13 protein-coding genes are annotated in these 15040 nt (G+C 34.0%); 8 read left to right on the forward strand and 5 right to left on the reverse strand.

All coding sequences use genetic code 11. From position 1 onward, the window contains the following. Positions 1-61 precede the first annotated feature (61 nt). The 3 genes from LNP27_RS01580 to hpt all read right to left on the reverse strand — a co-directional run bounded on the left by LNP27_RS01580 (position 62) and on the right by hpt (position 2675). Positions 62-1285, reverse strand: coding sequence for a hemolysin family protein (locus LNP27_RS01580; protein WP_229942777.1), 1224 nt, complete (start codon positions 1283-1285; stop codon positions 62-64). Between the two features lie 271 nt (positions 1286-1556). Beyond that, positions 1557-2129 carry an adenylate kinase gene (locus LNP27_RS01585; RefSeq protein ID WP_229942778.1) on the reverse strand — a complete coding sequence of 191 codons (573 nt, stop codon included), beginning with the start codon at positions 2127-2129 and terminating at the stop codon, positions 1557-1559. 15 nt (positions 2130-2144) lie between these two features. Beyond that, positions 2145-2675 carry a hypoxanthine phosphoribosyltransferase gene (hpt, locus tag LNP27_RS01590; RefSeq protein ID WP_229942779.1) on the reverse strand — a complete coding sequence of 177 codons (531 nt, stop codon included), beginning with the start codon at positions 2673-2675 and terminating at the stop codon, positions 2145-2147. Between the two features lie 110 nt (positions 2676-2785). Between hpt and LNP27_RS01595 the strand changes: the two genes are divergently transcribed. The 3 genes from LNP27_RS01595 to purE all read left to right on the forward strand — a co-directional run bounded on the left by LNP27_RS01595 (position 2786) and on the right by purE (position 5116). Further along, entirely contained in the window at positions 2786-3316 is a 531-nt protein-coding gene (locus LNP27_RS01595; protein WP_229942780.1) for a hypothetical protein, read from the forward strand. Positions 3317-3424: 108 nt separating this feature from the next. Next, positions 3425-4588 carry a 5-(carboxyamino)imidazole ribonucleotide synthase gene (locus tag LNP27_RS01600; RefSeq protein WP_229942781.1) on the forward strand — a complete coding sequence of 388 codons (1164 nt, stop codon included), beginning with the start codon at positions 3425-3427 and terminating at the stop codon, positions 4586-4588. A 45-nt stretch (positions 4589-4633) separates the two neighbouring features. Continuing rightward, entirely contained in the window at positions 4634-5116 is a 483-nt protein-coding gene (gene purE, locus LNP27_RS01605) for a 5-(carboxyamino)imidazole ribonucleotide mutase (RefSeq protein WP_229942782.1), read from the forward strand. Positions 5117-5222: 106 nt separating this feature from the next. On the opposite strand, the gene LNP27_RS01610 is transcribed toward purE, so the two are convergent. Beyond that, positions 5223-5894, reverse strand: coding sequence for a hypothetical protein (locus LNP27_RS01610; protein ID WP_229942783.1), 672 nt, complete (start codon positions 5892-5894; stop codon positions 5223-5225). A gap of 225 nt (positions 5895-6119) precedes the next feature. On the opposite strand from LNP27_RS01610, the gene LNP27_RS01615 reads away from it, so the two are divergent. After that, positions 6120-8147: a M3 family metallopeptidase gene (locus LNP27_RS01615; protein WP_229942784.1), complete on the forward strand. Its 2028-nt coding sequence runs from the start codon at positions 6120-6122 to the stop codon at positions 8145-8147. Between the two features lie 95 nt (positions 8148-8242). Here LNP27_RS01615 and LNP27_RS01620 read toward each other — a convergent pair whose 3' ends face one another. Continuing rightward, entirely contained in the window at positions 8243-9055 is an 813-nt protein-coding gene (locus LNP27_RS01620; RefSeq protein WP_229942785.1) for a UbiA prenyltransferase family protein, read from the reverse strand. A 147-nt stretch (positions 9056-9202) separates the two neighbouring features. Between LNP27_RS01620 and gcvP the strand changes: the two genes are divergently transcribed. The 4 genes from gcvP (at position 9203) to LNP27_RS01640 (ending at position 15033) form a co-directional block, all read left to right on the forward strand. Then, positions 9203-12052: an aminomethyl-transferring glycine dehydrogenase gene (gcvP, locus tag LNP27_RS01625; RefSeq protein ID WP_229942786.1), complete on the forward strand. Its 2850-nt coding sequence runs from the start codon at positions 9203-9205 to the stop codon at positions 12050-12052. A 293-nt stretch (positions 12053-12345) separates the two neighbouring features. Then, positions 12346-13404 carry a 3-oxoacyl-ACP synthase III family protein gene (locus LNP27_RS01630; RefSeq protein ID WP_229942787.1) on the forward strand — a complete coding sequence of 353 codons (1059 nt, stop codon included), beginning with the start codon at positions 12346-12348 and terminating at the stop codon, positions 13402-13404. A gap of 193 nt (positions 13405-13597) precedes the next feature. Further along, a complete protein-coding gene (locus LNP27_RS01635; protein WP_229942788.1) occupies positions 13598-14122 on the forward strand; it encodes a methyltransferase domain-containing protein in 525 nt (174 codons plus the stop codon). A gap of 62 nt (positions 14123-14184) precedes the next feature. Continuing rightward, positions 14185-15033 carry a glycosyltransferase family 2 protein gene (locus LNP27_RS01640; RefSeq protein ID WP_229942789.1) on the forward strand — a complete coding sequence of 283 codons (849 nt, stop codon included), beginning with the start codon at positions 14185-14187 and terminating at the stop codon, positions 15031-15033. The last annotated feature ends 7 nt before the right edge of the window (positions 15034-15040 follow it).

The following is a 15040-nucleotide window of genomic DNA, read 5'->3' on the forward strand; positions in this document are numbered from 1 at the left end:
TCTACTATTCAATTTTCAACTCTATCAATAAAACTCATTTCATATTGATACAAAGCTATTATTATATACGTAATGCTTTCACCATTACTTTATCAATCTTCACGCCATCCATATCAATCACTTCCAACTCAAACTTTTGCCAAATCAACTTCTCTCCTTGTCTTGGTATACGAGAAAGTTCCGTCATTATTAATCCGCTCACTGTAGTAACTTCATAATCATTGATTAATTCGTCTAACTCGAAGTAAGTCAAGAAATCGTGTAATGAATAATGACCGTCAACTAACCAGGTGCCATCTTCTCTTTCTATTAGTTGAAAATCATCTTTATAAAAGTCAGACGCATCACCTACTAATGCTTCAAGAATATCATTCAATGTTATAATTCCTTGAAAAACGCCATATTCATCAGATACAAAAGCGTAATGAATACCCGTTTTTTTAAAGTTTTCCAATGCTACATAAGCAGTAGTTTGCTCCATCATAAAAGGAGCTTCAGTCATTATATTTTCCAGATTGAAATTTGGATTTTCAAAATTGGCGAAAATATTTTTGAGATTTACTACTCCTACTATATCATCATAATTTCCATTATAAACCGGATAGATAGAATGTAATTCTTTCAGCATAAAATCTTTTACTTCTTCTTTATTAGCATTTTGAGGCAGAAACATTACTGCTTTTCTATGTGTCATCAAAGAGTTTATTTTTCTGTCTCCGATGTGAAAAACGCGTTCCACGATATCTTGTTCTATTTCCTGAACTTCTCCACCTTCAGTTCCTTCTTTGATAATTGCTTTTATCTCCTCTTCTGTTACCTTACCGTCAGCGGTAGGTTTTATTTGCAAAACATTAAGTAAAAACTCCGTTGAGTGTGTTAGCAACCATATAAAAGGCGCTGTTACTATTGAAACAATCTTCATAGGTAGCGCCACCGCTTTAGCGATTGCTTCAGGATGGTTTAATCCAATTCTTTTAGGCAATAGTTCACCTAAAACTAAAGAGAAAAATGTCAATACTACAACCACAACTCCTACTGCAACAGCAGGCGCGTAGGGTTTAAGAATCTCAAATCCTTGTATAAATATTTGAACATCAGTGGTTATTTTATCACCACTGTATATACCGGTCAAAATTCCTATTAAAGTAATTCCTATTTGTACGGTTGATAAAAATTTATTTGGCGAGTTCGCCAAATCCAGCGCTATTTTTGCGCTTTTGTTGCCTTTTTTTGCTGCAGTTTCTAATCTATTTTTTCGTGCTGAAATTAAGGCAATTTCGGACATGGAGAAAACCCCATTTAGCAGTATCAGAAAAAATATTATTATTATTTCCAAGTTGTTATTTTGATTCGTTTAGGTATTCTCATTCGATTTTTCGTTTTTTAAAATCGAGTTTTTAATTATTCATTATTTTAGCCCAGATTGCAGTGCAAAGCCCAGAACTTATAAAAGGTAATTTTCTTGACAAAAAAGAGCGACCAGCGGAAGCTCCTTTTATAGCTGAGAAAATACGTTTTATAAGTGAGGACTTGCAATGAAAAGCTGGAACAAGCTTCTATAAATTATCTATAATGTTACTTACTCTATCAGTAATTTCTGCAATGGAACCTATTCCATTTACTGCGTGAAACTTGCCTTGAACTTTATAATAATCCATTAAAGGAGCTGTTTTTTCATTATATTCATCGTAACGATTTCTGATTTTCGCTTCATCTTGATCGTCAATTCTACCACTTGTTTTCCCTCTTTCAAGTAAACGTTGAACTAAAACTTCATCATCAGCTTCAAGTGCAATTGTAGCTGCCACTTTTGAATCAATTGAAGTAAGAAAGACGTCTAAAGCCTCCGCTTGAGAAATCGTTCTTGGGTAACCGTCAAACAAAATTCCATTAGTATCTGGATGTTTATTTACCTCATCAATCAGCATTTTTGTAGTTAATTCATCTGGGACTAAGTCACCAGCATCCATATACACTCTTGCTTGCTTGCCTAGTTCTGTATCATTTTTTAGATTAAAACGAAATACATCTCCAGTTGATATGTGCGTTAATTTATATTTTTCTTTTAAAAATTCGGCTTGGGTTCCTTTCCCAGCTCCTGGTTTTCCAAATAAAACAATATTAGTCATGTTGTGGTTGTATAGTTATTCTTTTAGTTTATATACTTCTGGCAAATTTCTTCCTAAACCATCGTAGTCTAAGCCATAACCAACAATAAATTTGTTAGGAATTCTGATTCCAACGTAATCTATTTTTACATCCTTTGTATAGGCTTCAGGTTTAAAGAAAAGTGTTGCTATTTTAAAATGTTTTACATTTTGATCTTTGAACAATGCTTTTAGCTCCACTAATGTATTTCCAGTATCTACAATATCCTCAATTATTATCACGCTACGACCAGTCAAGTCTTGATTAAGACCTATTAACTGCTTTACTTCGTTTGTAGTAGAAGTTCCTTCGTAAGACGCCATTTTTATAAATGACACTTCACACGGTCTTTTATACAATTTCATAAAATCAGAAACTACCATGAAAGAGCCATTCAATACTCCTACAAAAACTGGTGTTTCATCAATAAAATCATCCTCTATTTGTGCAACCATTTTTGTCAAAGCAAACTCGATTTCTTTAGCAGAAATGAACGGAACAAATTGTTTATCGTGAAGTTGTATCATTTTTAGATGTTTAAAATAATTGGCAAATATAGCAATTTCTGAATTGAGAATTCAGGTTTAGAACCACAAGAATAGTGTACATTTGAAAATAATATGTTTTTTAGCACTTTATGAACAGCGAACTTTATAAAAAAATCTCTGATAGCACTGCTCATCGTACAAGCAGAGATGCTATTGCTAACGGAATTTTAACTGATCAAAACTTATTCCCTAGCCTATTTGAAATAGCATTAAACACAAAAGACAAAAACCATCATAAAGCCTGCTGGATTATGGAATTAGTCCTAGAGAAAAAGTTATTTTACTTAACTGATTTTCTCAATGACTTTTGTAAAAATTTAAAAACCTTTGACAGTGAGAGTTCTTTGCGATCCATTTCAAAAATATCAATGTTTTTAAGTAAATGTAGTATTTTGACAAGCTTTCAAGAGGAGCTAATTATAGAAAGTTGCCTCGATTGGCTCATTAGTGATCGTATCAAAGTGGCTACTAAGGCGTATTCCATTAGAACTTTACACCAACTTGGCAAAAAGTATGATTGGATTTATCCCGAATTACGTCGAATTCTTACTGACGATTACAGCAAACATTCCTATGCGTATAAAGCAGTTGCTCGAGAAATTTTGAAGAAAATTAAATAGCGTTTTCGGATTTAGTCTTTATAAAGTATCTTTGCATAAACATACAACTACACAATGACACGTGCGGAGCGACTGCATTTGACAGTTAATAAACAATAGCTAAAACAAATGAATTATTTTTCTTCCGATTTTAAATTAGGAATTTTAGGTGGCGGACAGCTAGGTAAAATGCTATTATTTGACACACGAAAATTTGATATACAAACTTATGTTCTAGATCCAAGCGATGAAGCACCTTGCAAAATTGCTTGTGACAAATTCTTCAAAGGTGATTTGATGGATTTTGAAACGGTTTATAATTTCGGAAAACTAGTCGACGTTTTAACTTTCGAAATTGAATTAGTTAATCTGGAAGCTTTAGTAAAATTAGAGGCAGAGGGATTAAAAGTTTATCCTTCGCCAAAAACACTGAAATTAATTCAAAACAAAGGCGTTCAGAAAGATTTCTACACTGAGCATGCTATTCCTACAGCCAACTACAAAAGGTTTAAGAATATAAAAAGCTTGGTTGTAGCAATCTTGGAATCGAAAATCGAATTGCCTTTTGTATGGAAATGTACTGAATTTGGATACGATGGTAATGGTGTAAAAGTAATTAGACAAGTATCCGATTTAGACAATTTAGCTAATGTAGAATGCATTGCGGAAGAAATGATACCGTTTAAAAATGAATTAGCAGTTATTGTTTGTCGGTCCCCGTCAGGCGAAATAAAAACATATCCTGTGGTTGAAATGGAGTTTCATCCAGAAGCGAACCAAGTAGAATATGTAATTTGTCCTGCTCGAATTGATGCTAAAGTCGCTGAAAAAGCAAGAGAGATTGCTCTAACAGTTTCAGAAAAATTCAATCATGTTGGATTGTTAGCTGTCGAAATGTTTCAAAGAGAAGACGACGAGATTATAGTAAACGAAGTAGCTCCCCGCCCGCATAACTCAGGACATTATTCTATCGAAGCTAGTTATACTTCACAATTTGAAAACCATTTGAGAGCTATTTTAAATTTACCGCTAGGTAATACCGAAAGTAAAGTGGCTGGAATTATGGTAAACTTAGTTGGTGCTGAAGGATATTCTGGAGATGTTGTTTATGAAAACATCGAAAAAATAATGAGTTGGAATGGCGTTACACCACATATTTACGGAAAGAAACAAACGCGTCCTTTTAGAAAAATGGGGCATGTTACTATTGTAAATTCTGATATTGTAGAAGCAAGAAAAATTGCTGAAGATGTCAAGAATAGCATTAGAGTAATCAGCGATTCGAAAAAATAAAAAACACCTATATAAAGGTTGTCTACAAATATCTAAAAAACAAACATGAAAGTAGCCGTAATAATGGGAAGTATCTCAGATATGCCCGTAATGCAAGAAGCAATAGACATATTAAAATCATTTGAAATCGAGGTAGAAGTTGATATTGTATCAGCACATAGAACACCTGAAAAGTTATTTGACTTTAGCCAAAATGCACATAGAAGAGGCGTTTCAGTAGTGATTGCTGGAGCTGGTGGAGCTGCGCATTTACCAGGAATGGTTGCATCTATGTCGCCACTTCCAGTGATAGGGGTTCCAGTAAAATCTAGTAATTCTATTGATGGCTGGGATTCAGTTCTTTCTATTTTGCAAATGCCTGGCGGCGTTCCAGTTGCGACTGTAGCTTTAAATGGCGCTAAAAATGCTGGAATTCTAGCTGCTCAAATTATAGGAAGTAGTGATAGTTCTGTTCTAGATCGAATTATTGCATATAAATTAGATTTGAAAGAGGCCGTACTTACAGCTTCCGAAAGTTTAAAAAAATAAAAATCAGGCCAATTAATCAGAATTGATTAATTTCGAATAATTAGTTAAAAAGTAAAGGCTTTCAAAAAATTGGAATCCTTTACTTTTTTTTAAGCTCTTAATTAAACTAAATCGTTTCAACACTTTCTTCTAGTGCGCTTTCAAAATGGGAACTTATTAAATCCTCATTATTTATCCAATTTTCAGAAGTTACTAAAGTATAGTTAACTTTATCAATTGTATTCAGTTCCCATATAATTCCTTCGGACTCTGGAAATGGAATATTTTGAGTCATTTGATCATCAAATAATCGTTTGATCAGATTTCGATCAGATAAACCATTGTTCAATAATTTCAATACATTTTCTTTAGTCAAAATTTTTGACTCATCAACTTCAGCTGGAGTAATTGAAAAATGAACTACTGACGCTTTCGCATTTGGAAACTTGCCATTATAAGCCTTAAACAACAATTGATTTACATGAAACAATCTCCCCTGCATGTGAATTTCAGGATATTCTTCGCACACTTTATCAATCAACATATTGTGAGCAATTTGCTGTATTTGCCCTTCGTTTAACTCCTCCGAAAATTTATAGTGTAATACAATTTCAGCCGCTTCACTAGGCTCGTAATCAGAAATTGCCATTTCTAATAGCTCTGGCAAATTCTTTTTCTCAGCGTTTGCTCCATCTGGATAATTGAACTTATCAAGTAATTGAATTAAATCGTCATCTGACCAATATCCTTCTACATCATTCACCGTATCAATACGTTTTATTGCAATTTTGTAATTCATAACTTTATTTTAAAATGTTTTTGATCAACTACATAGAATAATTAATCTTTTTCCAATTTACGACTTTTAAACCCAGATAGTAAATAAATAACATAACTATAACATCATGTTAGTATCATCATAGCAAGATATTGCCGACTTTTACATTACTGCCTTTTTTTATAAATTGCTACCTTTGCACTTCAAAAACTTATTATTCAAATATTAGAATCAACCACATAAACAATGAATGTTTTAACAAAATACTTTTCTACAAAACACAATACGGCTCCGTTTTCACAAATAAAAAACGAAGATTATTTACCCGCAATACAAGAAGGAATTACTTTGGCAAAAGCCGAAATTTATGCTATTATAAAAAATCCTGAGACTGCTACATTTGAAAACACGATTGTAGCAATGGATTATGCAGGAGAAATACTAGACAGAGCTTCAAGTATTTTCTTCAACCTAAATTCTGCTGAAACTAATGACGAAATGCAAAAAATCGCACAAGAGGTTTCGCCATTATTATCTGAATTTGGAAATGACATAACCTTAAATCCAGAATTGTTTGCACGAGTAAAAGCCGTTTATGATTCAAAAGAGTCTTTAAAACTTAGTCCTGAGCAAAGCACTTTATTAGACAAGAAATACAAAAGTTTTTCTCGTAATGGAGCTAATCTTGCGGAAGATAAAAAAAATCAATTACGTGAAATCGACAAAGAACTATCGAAACTAAGTTTGCAGTTTGGCGAAAATATATTAGTTGAAACGAATGCTTTCGAAATGCACTTGACTGATGAAAAAGATTTGTCAGGACTACCTGAAGGCACTATTGAAGCTGCACGATCTTTGGCGAAAGCCCAAGACAAAGAAGGCTGGATATTCACGTTAGACCATCCGAGTTATGTTCCCTTTATGACCTATGCTGATAATCGAGAATTGCGTAAAAAACTAGCAATTGCATTTGGTGCAAGAGGATTTCAAAATAACGAATTTGATAATCAGGAAATTGTATTGAAAATTGCCAAATTGCGTTTTGAAAGAGCACAATTATTAGGATACACTACACATGCTCATTTTGTTTTAGAAGAAAGAATGGCGCAAAGTCCTGAAAAAGTTCTTTCATTCTCGAATGATTTATTATCAAAAGCAAAACCTGCCGCATTAAAAGAATTCGAGCAACTATCGGCTTTCGCCAAAGAATTAGACGGAATCGAGCAATTAGAAAAATGGGATGGTGGTTATTATTCTGAAAAATTAAAACAGCAACTTTTTAATTTAGACGATGAAAAATTAAAACCTTATTTTCAATTAGAAAAAGTTCTAAAAGGAGCGTTTACAATTGCTGACAAACTTTACGGATTGACTTTTACAGAGGTATTTGACATAGATAAATACCATCCAGAAGTTATGACTTATGAAGTGACAGACGAAAATAAGGATTTAGTAGCAGTATTTTATGCTGATTTTTTTCCAAGAAAAGGAAAACGCAATGGCGCTTGGATGACTTCTTTTAAATCGCAATATGTGAAAAATGGCGTTAACGAAAGGCCACACGTTTCAAATGTTTGCAATTTCACTAAACCGACTGAAACAAAGCCTTCACTATTAACCTTTAATGAAGTAACAACTTTATTCCATGAATTTGGACATGGATTACACGGGATGTTAGCCAATACTATTTATCCAAGTTTATCAGGGACTTCGGTTTACTGGGATTTTGTTGAATTACCAAGCCAAGTGATGGAAAATTGGTGTTACGAGCCTGAAGCTTTAGCTTTGTTTGCAACACATTATGAAACCGGTGAAGTGATTCCACAGGAATATGTAAATAAGATCAAGGAAAGTGCTAGTTTCCAAGAAGGATTAGCTACGATGCGTCAGCTTAGTTTTGGATTATTAGATATGGGTTGGCACGGTCAAGATCCTTCAAATATCAGCAATATAAAAGCTTTTGAAACCGAGCAATTTGCCAATACTCAATTGTATCCTGAAGTAGCTGAAAATGCTATGAGTACTGCATTTTCACATATTTTTCAAGGCGGTTATTCTTCAGGTTATTACAGTTATAAATGGGCAGAAGTTCTGGACGCTGATGCTTTTGAATATTTCAAAGAAAAGGGAATTTTCAATAAAGAAGTGGCAACAAAATTCAAAGAAAATGTACTTTCAAAAGGCGGAACTGAACCACCAATGGAATTATACAAGCGTTTTAGAGGTCAAGAACCAAAACCAGACGCATTGTTAAAGAGAGCGGGGTTATTATAGAACTTTGCTATTTAGATATATAACCGAAGTAGCAATACTTCGGTTATTTTTTATGAACATTATCAATCAAATTCTATCCACCACTAGCAACCTTTCTAAATAAAAACTACCATCAACCACCACAAAATAGGAATGCTTTCGACCCAAAAAGACGTGTAATATTTAGATCGTTTTTTGTTTACAAAAAGCAACGAAAGCGAAACTAAAACCACTAAAACAAAATTCACGATTAATTGTTTGACGTCAAAATTGCTTTTCATAAATTCTAAAAAATAAAAAAGAATCATTAGCGTAATCCCTAGCTTTTTTGTCATTTTAGCTCCTATTTTTTGCGGAACAGTTTGCAAATAAGGATCATCATTTGACATATCAATGATTTCAAAAACGAGGACTAAAACAAAAATCAGGATAAATCTTTGGATGCATTTTAGAAAAAAATCAGATGTTATGGCCACCTCAGCATTCAACAGCGGTAAACCAATGGTTACACCAGCCCAACACAAAGCCACAATATAAATTTTTACACCAACCCAATTCCGTGCGTTTTTTCGATTTGGAAAAAAAGGAAGGGTATACAACAACGTAATACTCAAAAAAGCAATAGCCGTAATTTGAGTTATTCGCTCCAATAGAAAAAAATAATAACCAACTAAAGCTAGCGAACAAAGACTAAATAAAGCAATCAACTTTAATTCGGTACGCATTTGGGCTTTTTTGGCTCTAGCCAAGGCATCGTATTTTACAAAATTGTATCCTACAACTGTTCCAAAAAAAGCAAAGTTAGCAATAGTTTCTTCATAAGAAATGTGGAACATGTGTTGGGTCATACGGACTAAGGCATAGCAGGACAAACCCACATGAATGCTGCTGTTGATATAAAAATCAAATAGTAGTTTCAAAATCCTCATTAGACAAAATTAATCAAAGTGTTAATAAGAACGTCTTTTAGTTGAAAAATTCACAGAAAATCAAGTCAGAAAAGGCTATTTATAGCATATTAATATTTAATTTTACAGCCTTTTAAAACAACAAACACACAACACATTTTATATACAATGAAAACAGACGCTTTTGCATTAAGACACATCGGCCCAAGAGAAAATGATTTACATCATATGTTGAAGACAATTGGGGCTGAAAGTCTAGATCAATTGATCGATGAAACTATTCCAAGTGATATTCGCTTAAAATCAGATTTGGATTTAGATCCAGCAATGACTGAATATGAGTTTGCTAATCACATCACTCAATTAGGAAATAAAAACAAGATGTTTCAATCATACATTGGGTTAGGATACAATGCAGCAATTATTCCTGCAGTTATCCAGCGCAATGTATTTGAAAACCCAGGGTGGTACACGGCATATACGCCATACCAAGCAGAAATTGCGCAAGGTCGTTTAGAAGCGATTTTGAATTTTCAAACTATGGTTATCGAATTGACTGGAATGGAAATTGCAAATGCATCTTTACTTGACGAAGCTACAGCAGCAGCAGAAGCTATGGCTTTATTATTTGATGTTAGAACCCGTGACCAAAAGAAAGCTAACGTATGCAAATTTTTCGTTTCTGATGCAATTCTACCACAGACATTATCTGTTTTACAAACTCGCTCTACTCCCATAGGCGTTGAGTTAGTTGTGGGAGATCACCAAGAATTTGATTTTTCTACTGAATTTTTCGGAGCAATCCTTCAATATCCAGGGAAATTTGGACAAGTTCATGATTACGCTCAATTCATCGCTAAAGCTGCCGAAAACGAAATAAAAGTAGCCGTTGCTGCTGATATTTTGAGTTTAGCAAAATTGACTCCTCCAGGAGAAATGGGCGCTGCCGTAGTTTTAGGAACTACACAACGTTTCGGAATTCCGTTAGGTTACGGAGGTCCACACGCAGCGTATTTTGCTACCAAAGACGAATACAAACGAAGCATGCCAGGAAGAATCATTGGTGTAACCATTGATACTAACGGAAATCGTGCCCTTCGTATGGCATTACAAACCCGCGAACAACACATTAAACGTGACAAAGCAACTTCAAACATTTGTACTGCTCAGGTTTTATTATCTGTAATGGCAGGAATGTATGCTGTTTATCACGGACCAAAAGGTTTGAGATATATCGCTAATAAAGTACATGCTTCTGCAGTAACATTAACAAACACCTTAGAAAAATTAGGTTTTGAACAAACTAATACTGCTTTCTTTGACACTATCGTTATAAAAGCTGATGCTCAAAAAGTAAAAGAAATTGCACTACAAAACGAAGTTAACTTTTATTACATTGACGAAAATACGGTTTCAATCTCATTGAATGAAACAACAAGTATCGCTGATTTAAATAAGATTGTTGGGATTTTCGCTTCCGCAAAAGGGACTCAAGCAACAACAATTGAAAGTTTATCTCAAACGAATCATTTCCCAGAAAGCGTTGAAAGAACTTCAACTTTCTTAGAGCATGATGTTTTTACAAAACACCATTCAGAAACAGCATTAATGCGTTATATCAAAATGTTAGAGCGTAAAGATTTAGCGTTAAATCATTCTATGATTTCATTAGGATCATGTACAATGAAATTAAATGCTGCTTCAGAGATGTTGCCTTTAAGCAACGCACAATGGAACAACATTCACCCATTTGCACCACTAGATCAAGCGCAAGGATATCAAGAAATGCTTGCTAAACTAGAGAAACAATTAAACGTAATTACTGGTTTCGCTGGAACTACATTACAGCCTAATTCTGGTGCTCAAGGAGAATATGCAGGACTTATGGTTATTCGTGCGTATCACCAATCAAGAGGAGATCACCACAGAAATATTGCTTTAATACCTTCATCTGCACATGGAACTAATCCTGCTTCTGCAGCAATGGCTGGAATGAAAGTAGTGGTTACAAAAACATTAGAAAACGGAAATATCGACGTAGAAGATTTACGCGCAAAAGCAATTTTACACAAAGACAATCTTTCATGTTTGATGGTTACTTACCCGTCAACTCACGGTGTATTTGAAAGTGCTATAAAAGAAATCACGCAATTGATTCACGATAATGGTGGACAAGTATATATGGATGGTGCTAACATGAATGCACAAGTTGGATTAACAAATCCAGCAACTATCGGTGCTGACGTATGTCACTTAAACTTACACAAAACGTTCGCTATTCCTCACGGTGGTGGTGGACCAGGTGTAGGGCCGATCTGTGTTGCTCCACAATTAGTTCCGTTTTTACCAACTAATCCGGTAATACCTACAGGTGGTGAAAATGCTATCACAGCTATTTCTGCTGCACCTTGGGGTTCTGCATTAGTTTGTTTGATTTCTTACGGATACATCTGCATGTTAGGTGCTGAAGGTTTGAAACAATCAACAGCATATGCAATTTTAAACGCAAACTATATTAAAGAGAAATTAAACGGTCATTATGACACTTTATACTCTGGAGAAATGGGTCGAGCAGCTCACGAAATGATCCTTGAATGTCGTCCATTCAAAGAAAAAGGAATCGAAGTAACTGATATCGCAAAACGATTGATGGATTACGGTTTCCACGCTCCTACTGTTTCTTTCCCAGTTGCAGGAACCTTAATGATCGAACCAACAGAAAGTGAAAACTTAGAAGAATTAGATCGATTTTGTGATGCAATGATTGCTATCCGAAAAGAAATTGAAGAAGCAACTTTGGATAATTCTAATAACGTACTAAAAAATGCACCACATACTTTAATGATGGTAACCACTGATAATTGGATTTTTCCATACAGTCGTGAAGCAGCAGCATTCCCATTAGATTATATCGCTGAAAACAAATTTTGGCCTACGGTTCGTCGAGTAGATGAAGCCTATGGTGATAGAAACTTAAATTGTTCATGCGCACCAATTGAAGCCTACATGGAAAGTTAGATTACAACTAAAATGTCTCGAGAAATCGGGACATTTTTTTTATAATATTGCAATTAAATTGATGAATAATTCGCAAGGTAAAAATAAAACCGAGTCAAACATTTAAAATAATTATTTCTACACAAAAGCGATATATTATAAGAAAATCGCATCTATAAAAGAACTTTACAATCATATAAATAATATTTTGACTCAATATTAACTATTTAATAATTATATGCACGCATAGTAAATATTATGAGTGTAATTATTTTTTTATGTTTAAATTAGCATAAATTTTGGAAAAAAACGCAATGAAAATAAAAATAGCCGGAATAGGAAGTTATATTCCTGAGAAGAGAATAAGCAATGCAGACTTTGGAAACCATGTATTTTTAAATGAGGACGGAACCGCATTTGGCTATCCTAACGAGGTTGTCATCAATAAATTTAAAGGAATTACAGGAATCGAACAAAGGCGTTATGCTGAAGATCATTTATCCTCATCTGATTTAGCTTATTTTGCTGCTAAAAAAGCAATTGAAAACGCACAAATCGATCCTGAAACAATAGATTATATCATTTTTGCACATAATTTTGGTGACGTAAAAAAAGGGGCAATTCAATCAGATATGCTACCTAGTTTAGCAACCAGAGTAAAGCATAAATTACAAATAAAAAACCCAAAGTGCGTTGCTTACGATATCCTTTTTGGTTGTCCAGGATGGATTGAAGGCGTACTTCAAGCCAATGCCTTTATCAAATCTGGAATGGCTAAACGTTGTTTAGTTATTGGTTCTGAAACTCTATCAAGAGTCGTTGACGACCACGATAGAGATTCAATGATTTATTCTGACGGTGCTGGCGCTTCTATTATCGAAGCTTCTGATGACGAATCAGGATTGCTTTCATACGAGAGCGCAACTTATGCAATGGAAGAAGCTAACTACTTATTTTTCGGTAAATCATACGATCCAGAAGCAGATCCGGACCACCGTTATATAAAAATGCATGGTCGTAAAATTTACGAATTTGCATTGAACAACGTTCCAACAGCAATGAAAAGTTGTGTAGAAAAAAGTGGACTTGGCATAGACGATGTTAAAAAAATTCTGATTCACCAAGCCAATGAAAAAATGGATGAAGCAATCATACAACGCTTTTACAAACTACACGACAAACCGGTTCCTCAAGATATTATGCCTATGAGCATTCATGAATTAGGAAACAGCAGCGTAGCTACGGTACCTACTCTTTTTGACTTATTAATTAGAGGTGAAATTAAAGACCAGCAAATAAACAAAGGCGATATTTTATTATTTGCTTCTGTTGGAGCAGGAATGAATATCAACGCCTTCATATACAGATACTAATTAATGTAAATTCATAAGAATTTAAATTACCAAAAATCCACAGTTAGTAAAATTAACTGTGGATTTTTCATTTGTATCTGCAATAAAAAACATCAAAATAAGGAATTTATCTTTGTACATTTGCATCCTGAATCCTGACAGCAAAATTAACCTAGATAAAGAACGAAAAATCACTTCGTTCCTCGCAAAGACTATGTACGAAAAAACGTTTCCTAATAAAAGATTCAAACACACATTAGAATTTCTAAACAAACACATTACAACGACATCCACTATTTTAGATTTAGGGGTCGAAAATCCTTTTTCTAAAATCATGAAAGAAGAAGGTTTTACAGTTACAAATACAACTGGCGAAGACTTGGACAATGATCAAACGGTTTTCCAAAAAGGAAAAACAGATGTTGTTACTGCCTTTGAAATTTTCGAACATTTATTAAATCCCTACACTATCTTAAACGAAATCAAATCGGATAAGCTATTCATTTCTATTCCGTTACGTTTGTGGTTTTCTCCAGCTTATAGAAGCAAAACTGACATGTGGGACAGACACTATCATGAATTTGAAGACTGGCAATTGGATTGGCTTTTAGAAAAAACAGGATGGAAAATAATAGACCGTCAAAAATGGACAAACCCCGTTAAAAAATTTGGCATTCGTCCTTTATTGCGAAAATTCACGCCAAGATATTATATTGTTTACGCTGAAAAAATAAAATAAGCCTTGGTAACTTTGGCAAAGTTCAAAACTTCGACAAAGTTGAAAAGTCAAACATACAAATAATGAATTATTACATCGTTATACCTGCTCATAATGAAGAAGAATTGATTTCTTTGACATTAGAGTCTCTAATTTCACAAACACTTTTACCTAAAAAAGTAGTGGTTGTCAATGATAACTCTACTGATAAAACTTCGGAAATTGTTTTGGCTTTCGCCGAAGAACATCCGTTTATATCATTGGTCGAAAAAAAATCAAGTACCATTCATTTACCCGGAAGCAAAGTAATTCAAGCGTTCCAGACAGGATTTGAAACCTTAGATGAAAACTACGATGTGATTGTAAAAATTGATGCCGATTTGATTTTCCCAAATAATTATTTTGAAAAAATCGATACACATTTCAAATCAGATCCTTCAATTGGTATGGTTGGTGGCTTTTGTTATATTGAGAAAAACGGAGAATGGATTTTAGAAAACCTAACCGATAAAGACCACATTCGAGGCGCTTTAAAAGCCTACAGAAAAGAAACTTTCAAACAAATTGGCGGTTTAAAACCACAAATGGGTTGGGACACCGTTGACGAATTACTTTGTAAATTTTACAATTGGAAAGTAGTCACTGATACCTCTTTACATGTAAAACATTTAAAACCAACTGGTGCTAATTATAATAAAACAGCACGCTATAAACAAGGTGAAGCTTTTTATACTTTAGGTTATGGCTTTATAATTACCGCTATTGCTTCAGCAAAACTAGCGATGATGAAAAAAAAACCATTGCTTTTTTTAGATTATATTAAAGGATTTTGGAAAGCTAAAACAGCTAAAACACCTTTAATGGTCACAGCAGAACAAGCAAAATTCATACGTCATTACCGTTTAAAAAAAATGAAGGAAAAGCTTTTCTAACGAAAAC

Source organism: Flavobacterium galactosidilyticum, assembly GCF_020911945.1.
Lineage (GTDB): Bacteria > Bacteroidota > Bacteroidia > Flavobacteriales > Flavobacteriaceae > Flavobacterium > Flavobacterium galactosidilyticum.

Bases quoted from the DNA above. Each gene is read 5' to 3' on its own strand.
- LNP27_RS01580 (WP_229942777.1), bottom strand. From the start codon at position 1,285: ATGTCCGAAATTGCCTTAATTTCAGCACGAAAAAATAGATTAGAAACT.
- LNP27_RS01585 (WP_229942778.1), bottom strand. From the start codon at position 2,129: ATGACTAATATTGTTTTATTTGGAAAACCAGGAGCTGGGAAAGGAACC.
- hpt (WP_229942779.1), bottom strand. From the start codon at position 2,675: ATGATACAACTTCACGATAAACAATTTGTTCCGTTCATTTCTGCTAAA.
- LNP27_RS01595 (WP_229942780.1), top strand. From the start codon at position 2,786: ATGAACAGCGAACTTTATAAAAAAATCTCTGATAGCACTGCTCATCGT.
- LNP27_RS01600 (WP_229942781.1), top strand. From the start codon at position 3,425: ATGAATTATTTTTCTTCCGATTTTAAATTAGGAATTTTAGGTGGCGGA.
- purE (WP_229942782.1), top strand. From the start codon at position 4,634: ATGAAAGTAGCCGTAATAATGGGAAGTATCTCAGATATGCCCGTAATG.
- LNP27_RS01610 (WP_229942783.1), bottom strand. From the start codon at position 5,894: ATGAATTACAAAATTGCAATAAAACGTATTGATACGGTGAATGATGTA.
- LNP27_RS01615 (WP_229942784.1), top strand. From the start codon at position 6,120: ATGAATGTTTTAACAAAATACTTTTCTACAAAACACAATACGGCTCCG.
- LNP27_RS01620 (WP_229942785.1), bottom strand. From the start codon at position 9,055: ATGAGGATTTTGAAACTACTATTTGATTTTTATATCAACAGCAGCATT.
- gcvP (WP_229942786.1), top strand. From the start codon at position 9,203: ATGAAAACAGACGCTTTTGCATTAAGACACATCGGCCCAAGAGAAAAT.
- LNP27_RS01630 (WP_229942787.1), top strand. From the start codon at position 12,346: ATGAAAATAAAAATAGCCGGAATAGGAAGTTATATTCCTGAGAAGAGA.
- LNP27_RS01635 (WP_229942788.1), top strand. From the start codon at position 13,598: ATGTACGAAAAAACGTTTCCTAATAAAAGATTCAAACACACATTAGAA.
- LNP27_RS01640 (WP_229942789.1), top strand. From the start codon at position 14,185: ATGAATTATTACATCGTTATACCTGCTCATAATGAAGAAGAATTGATT.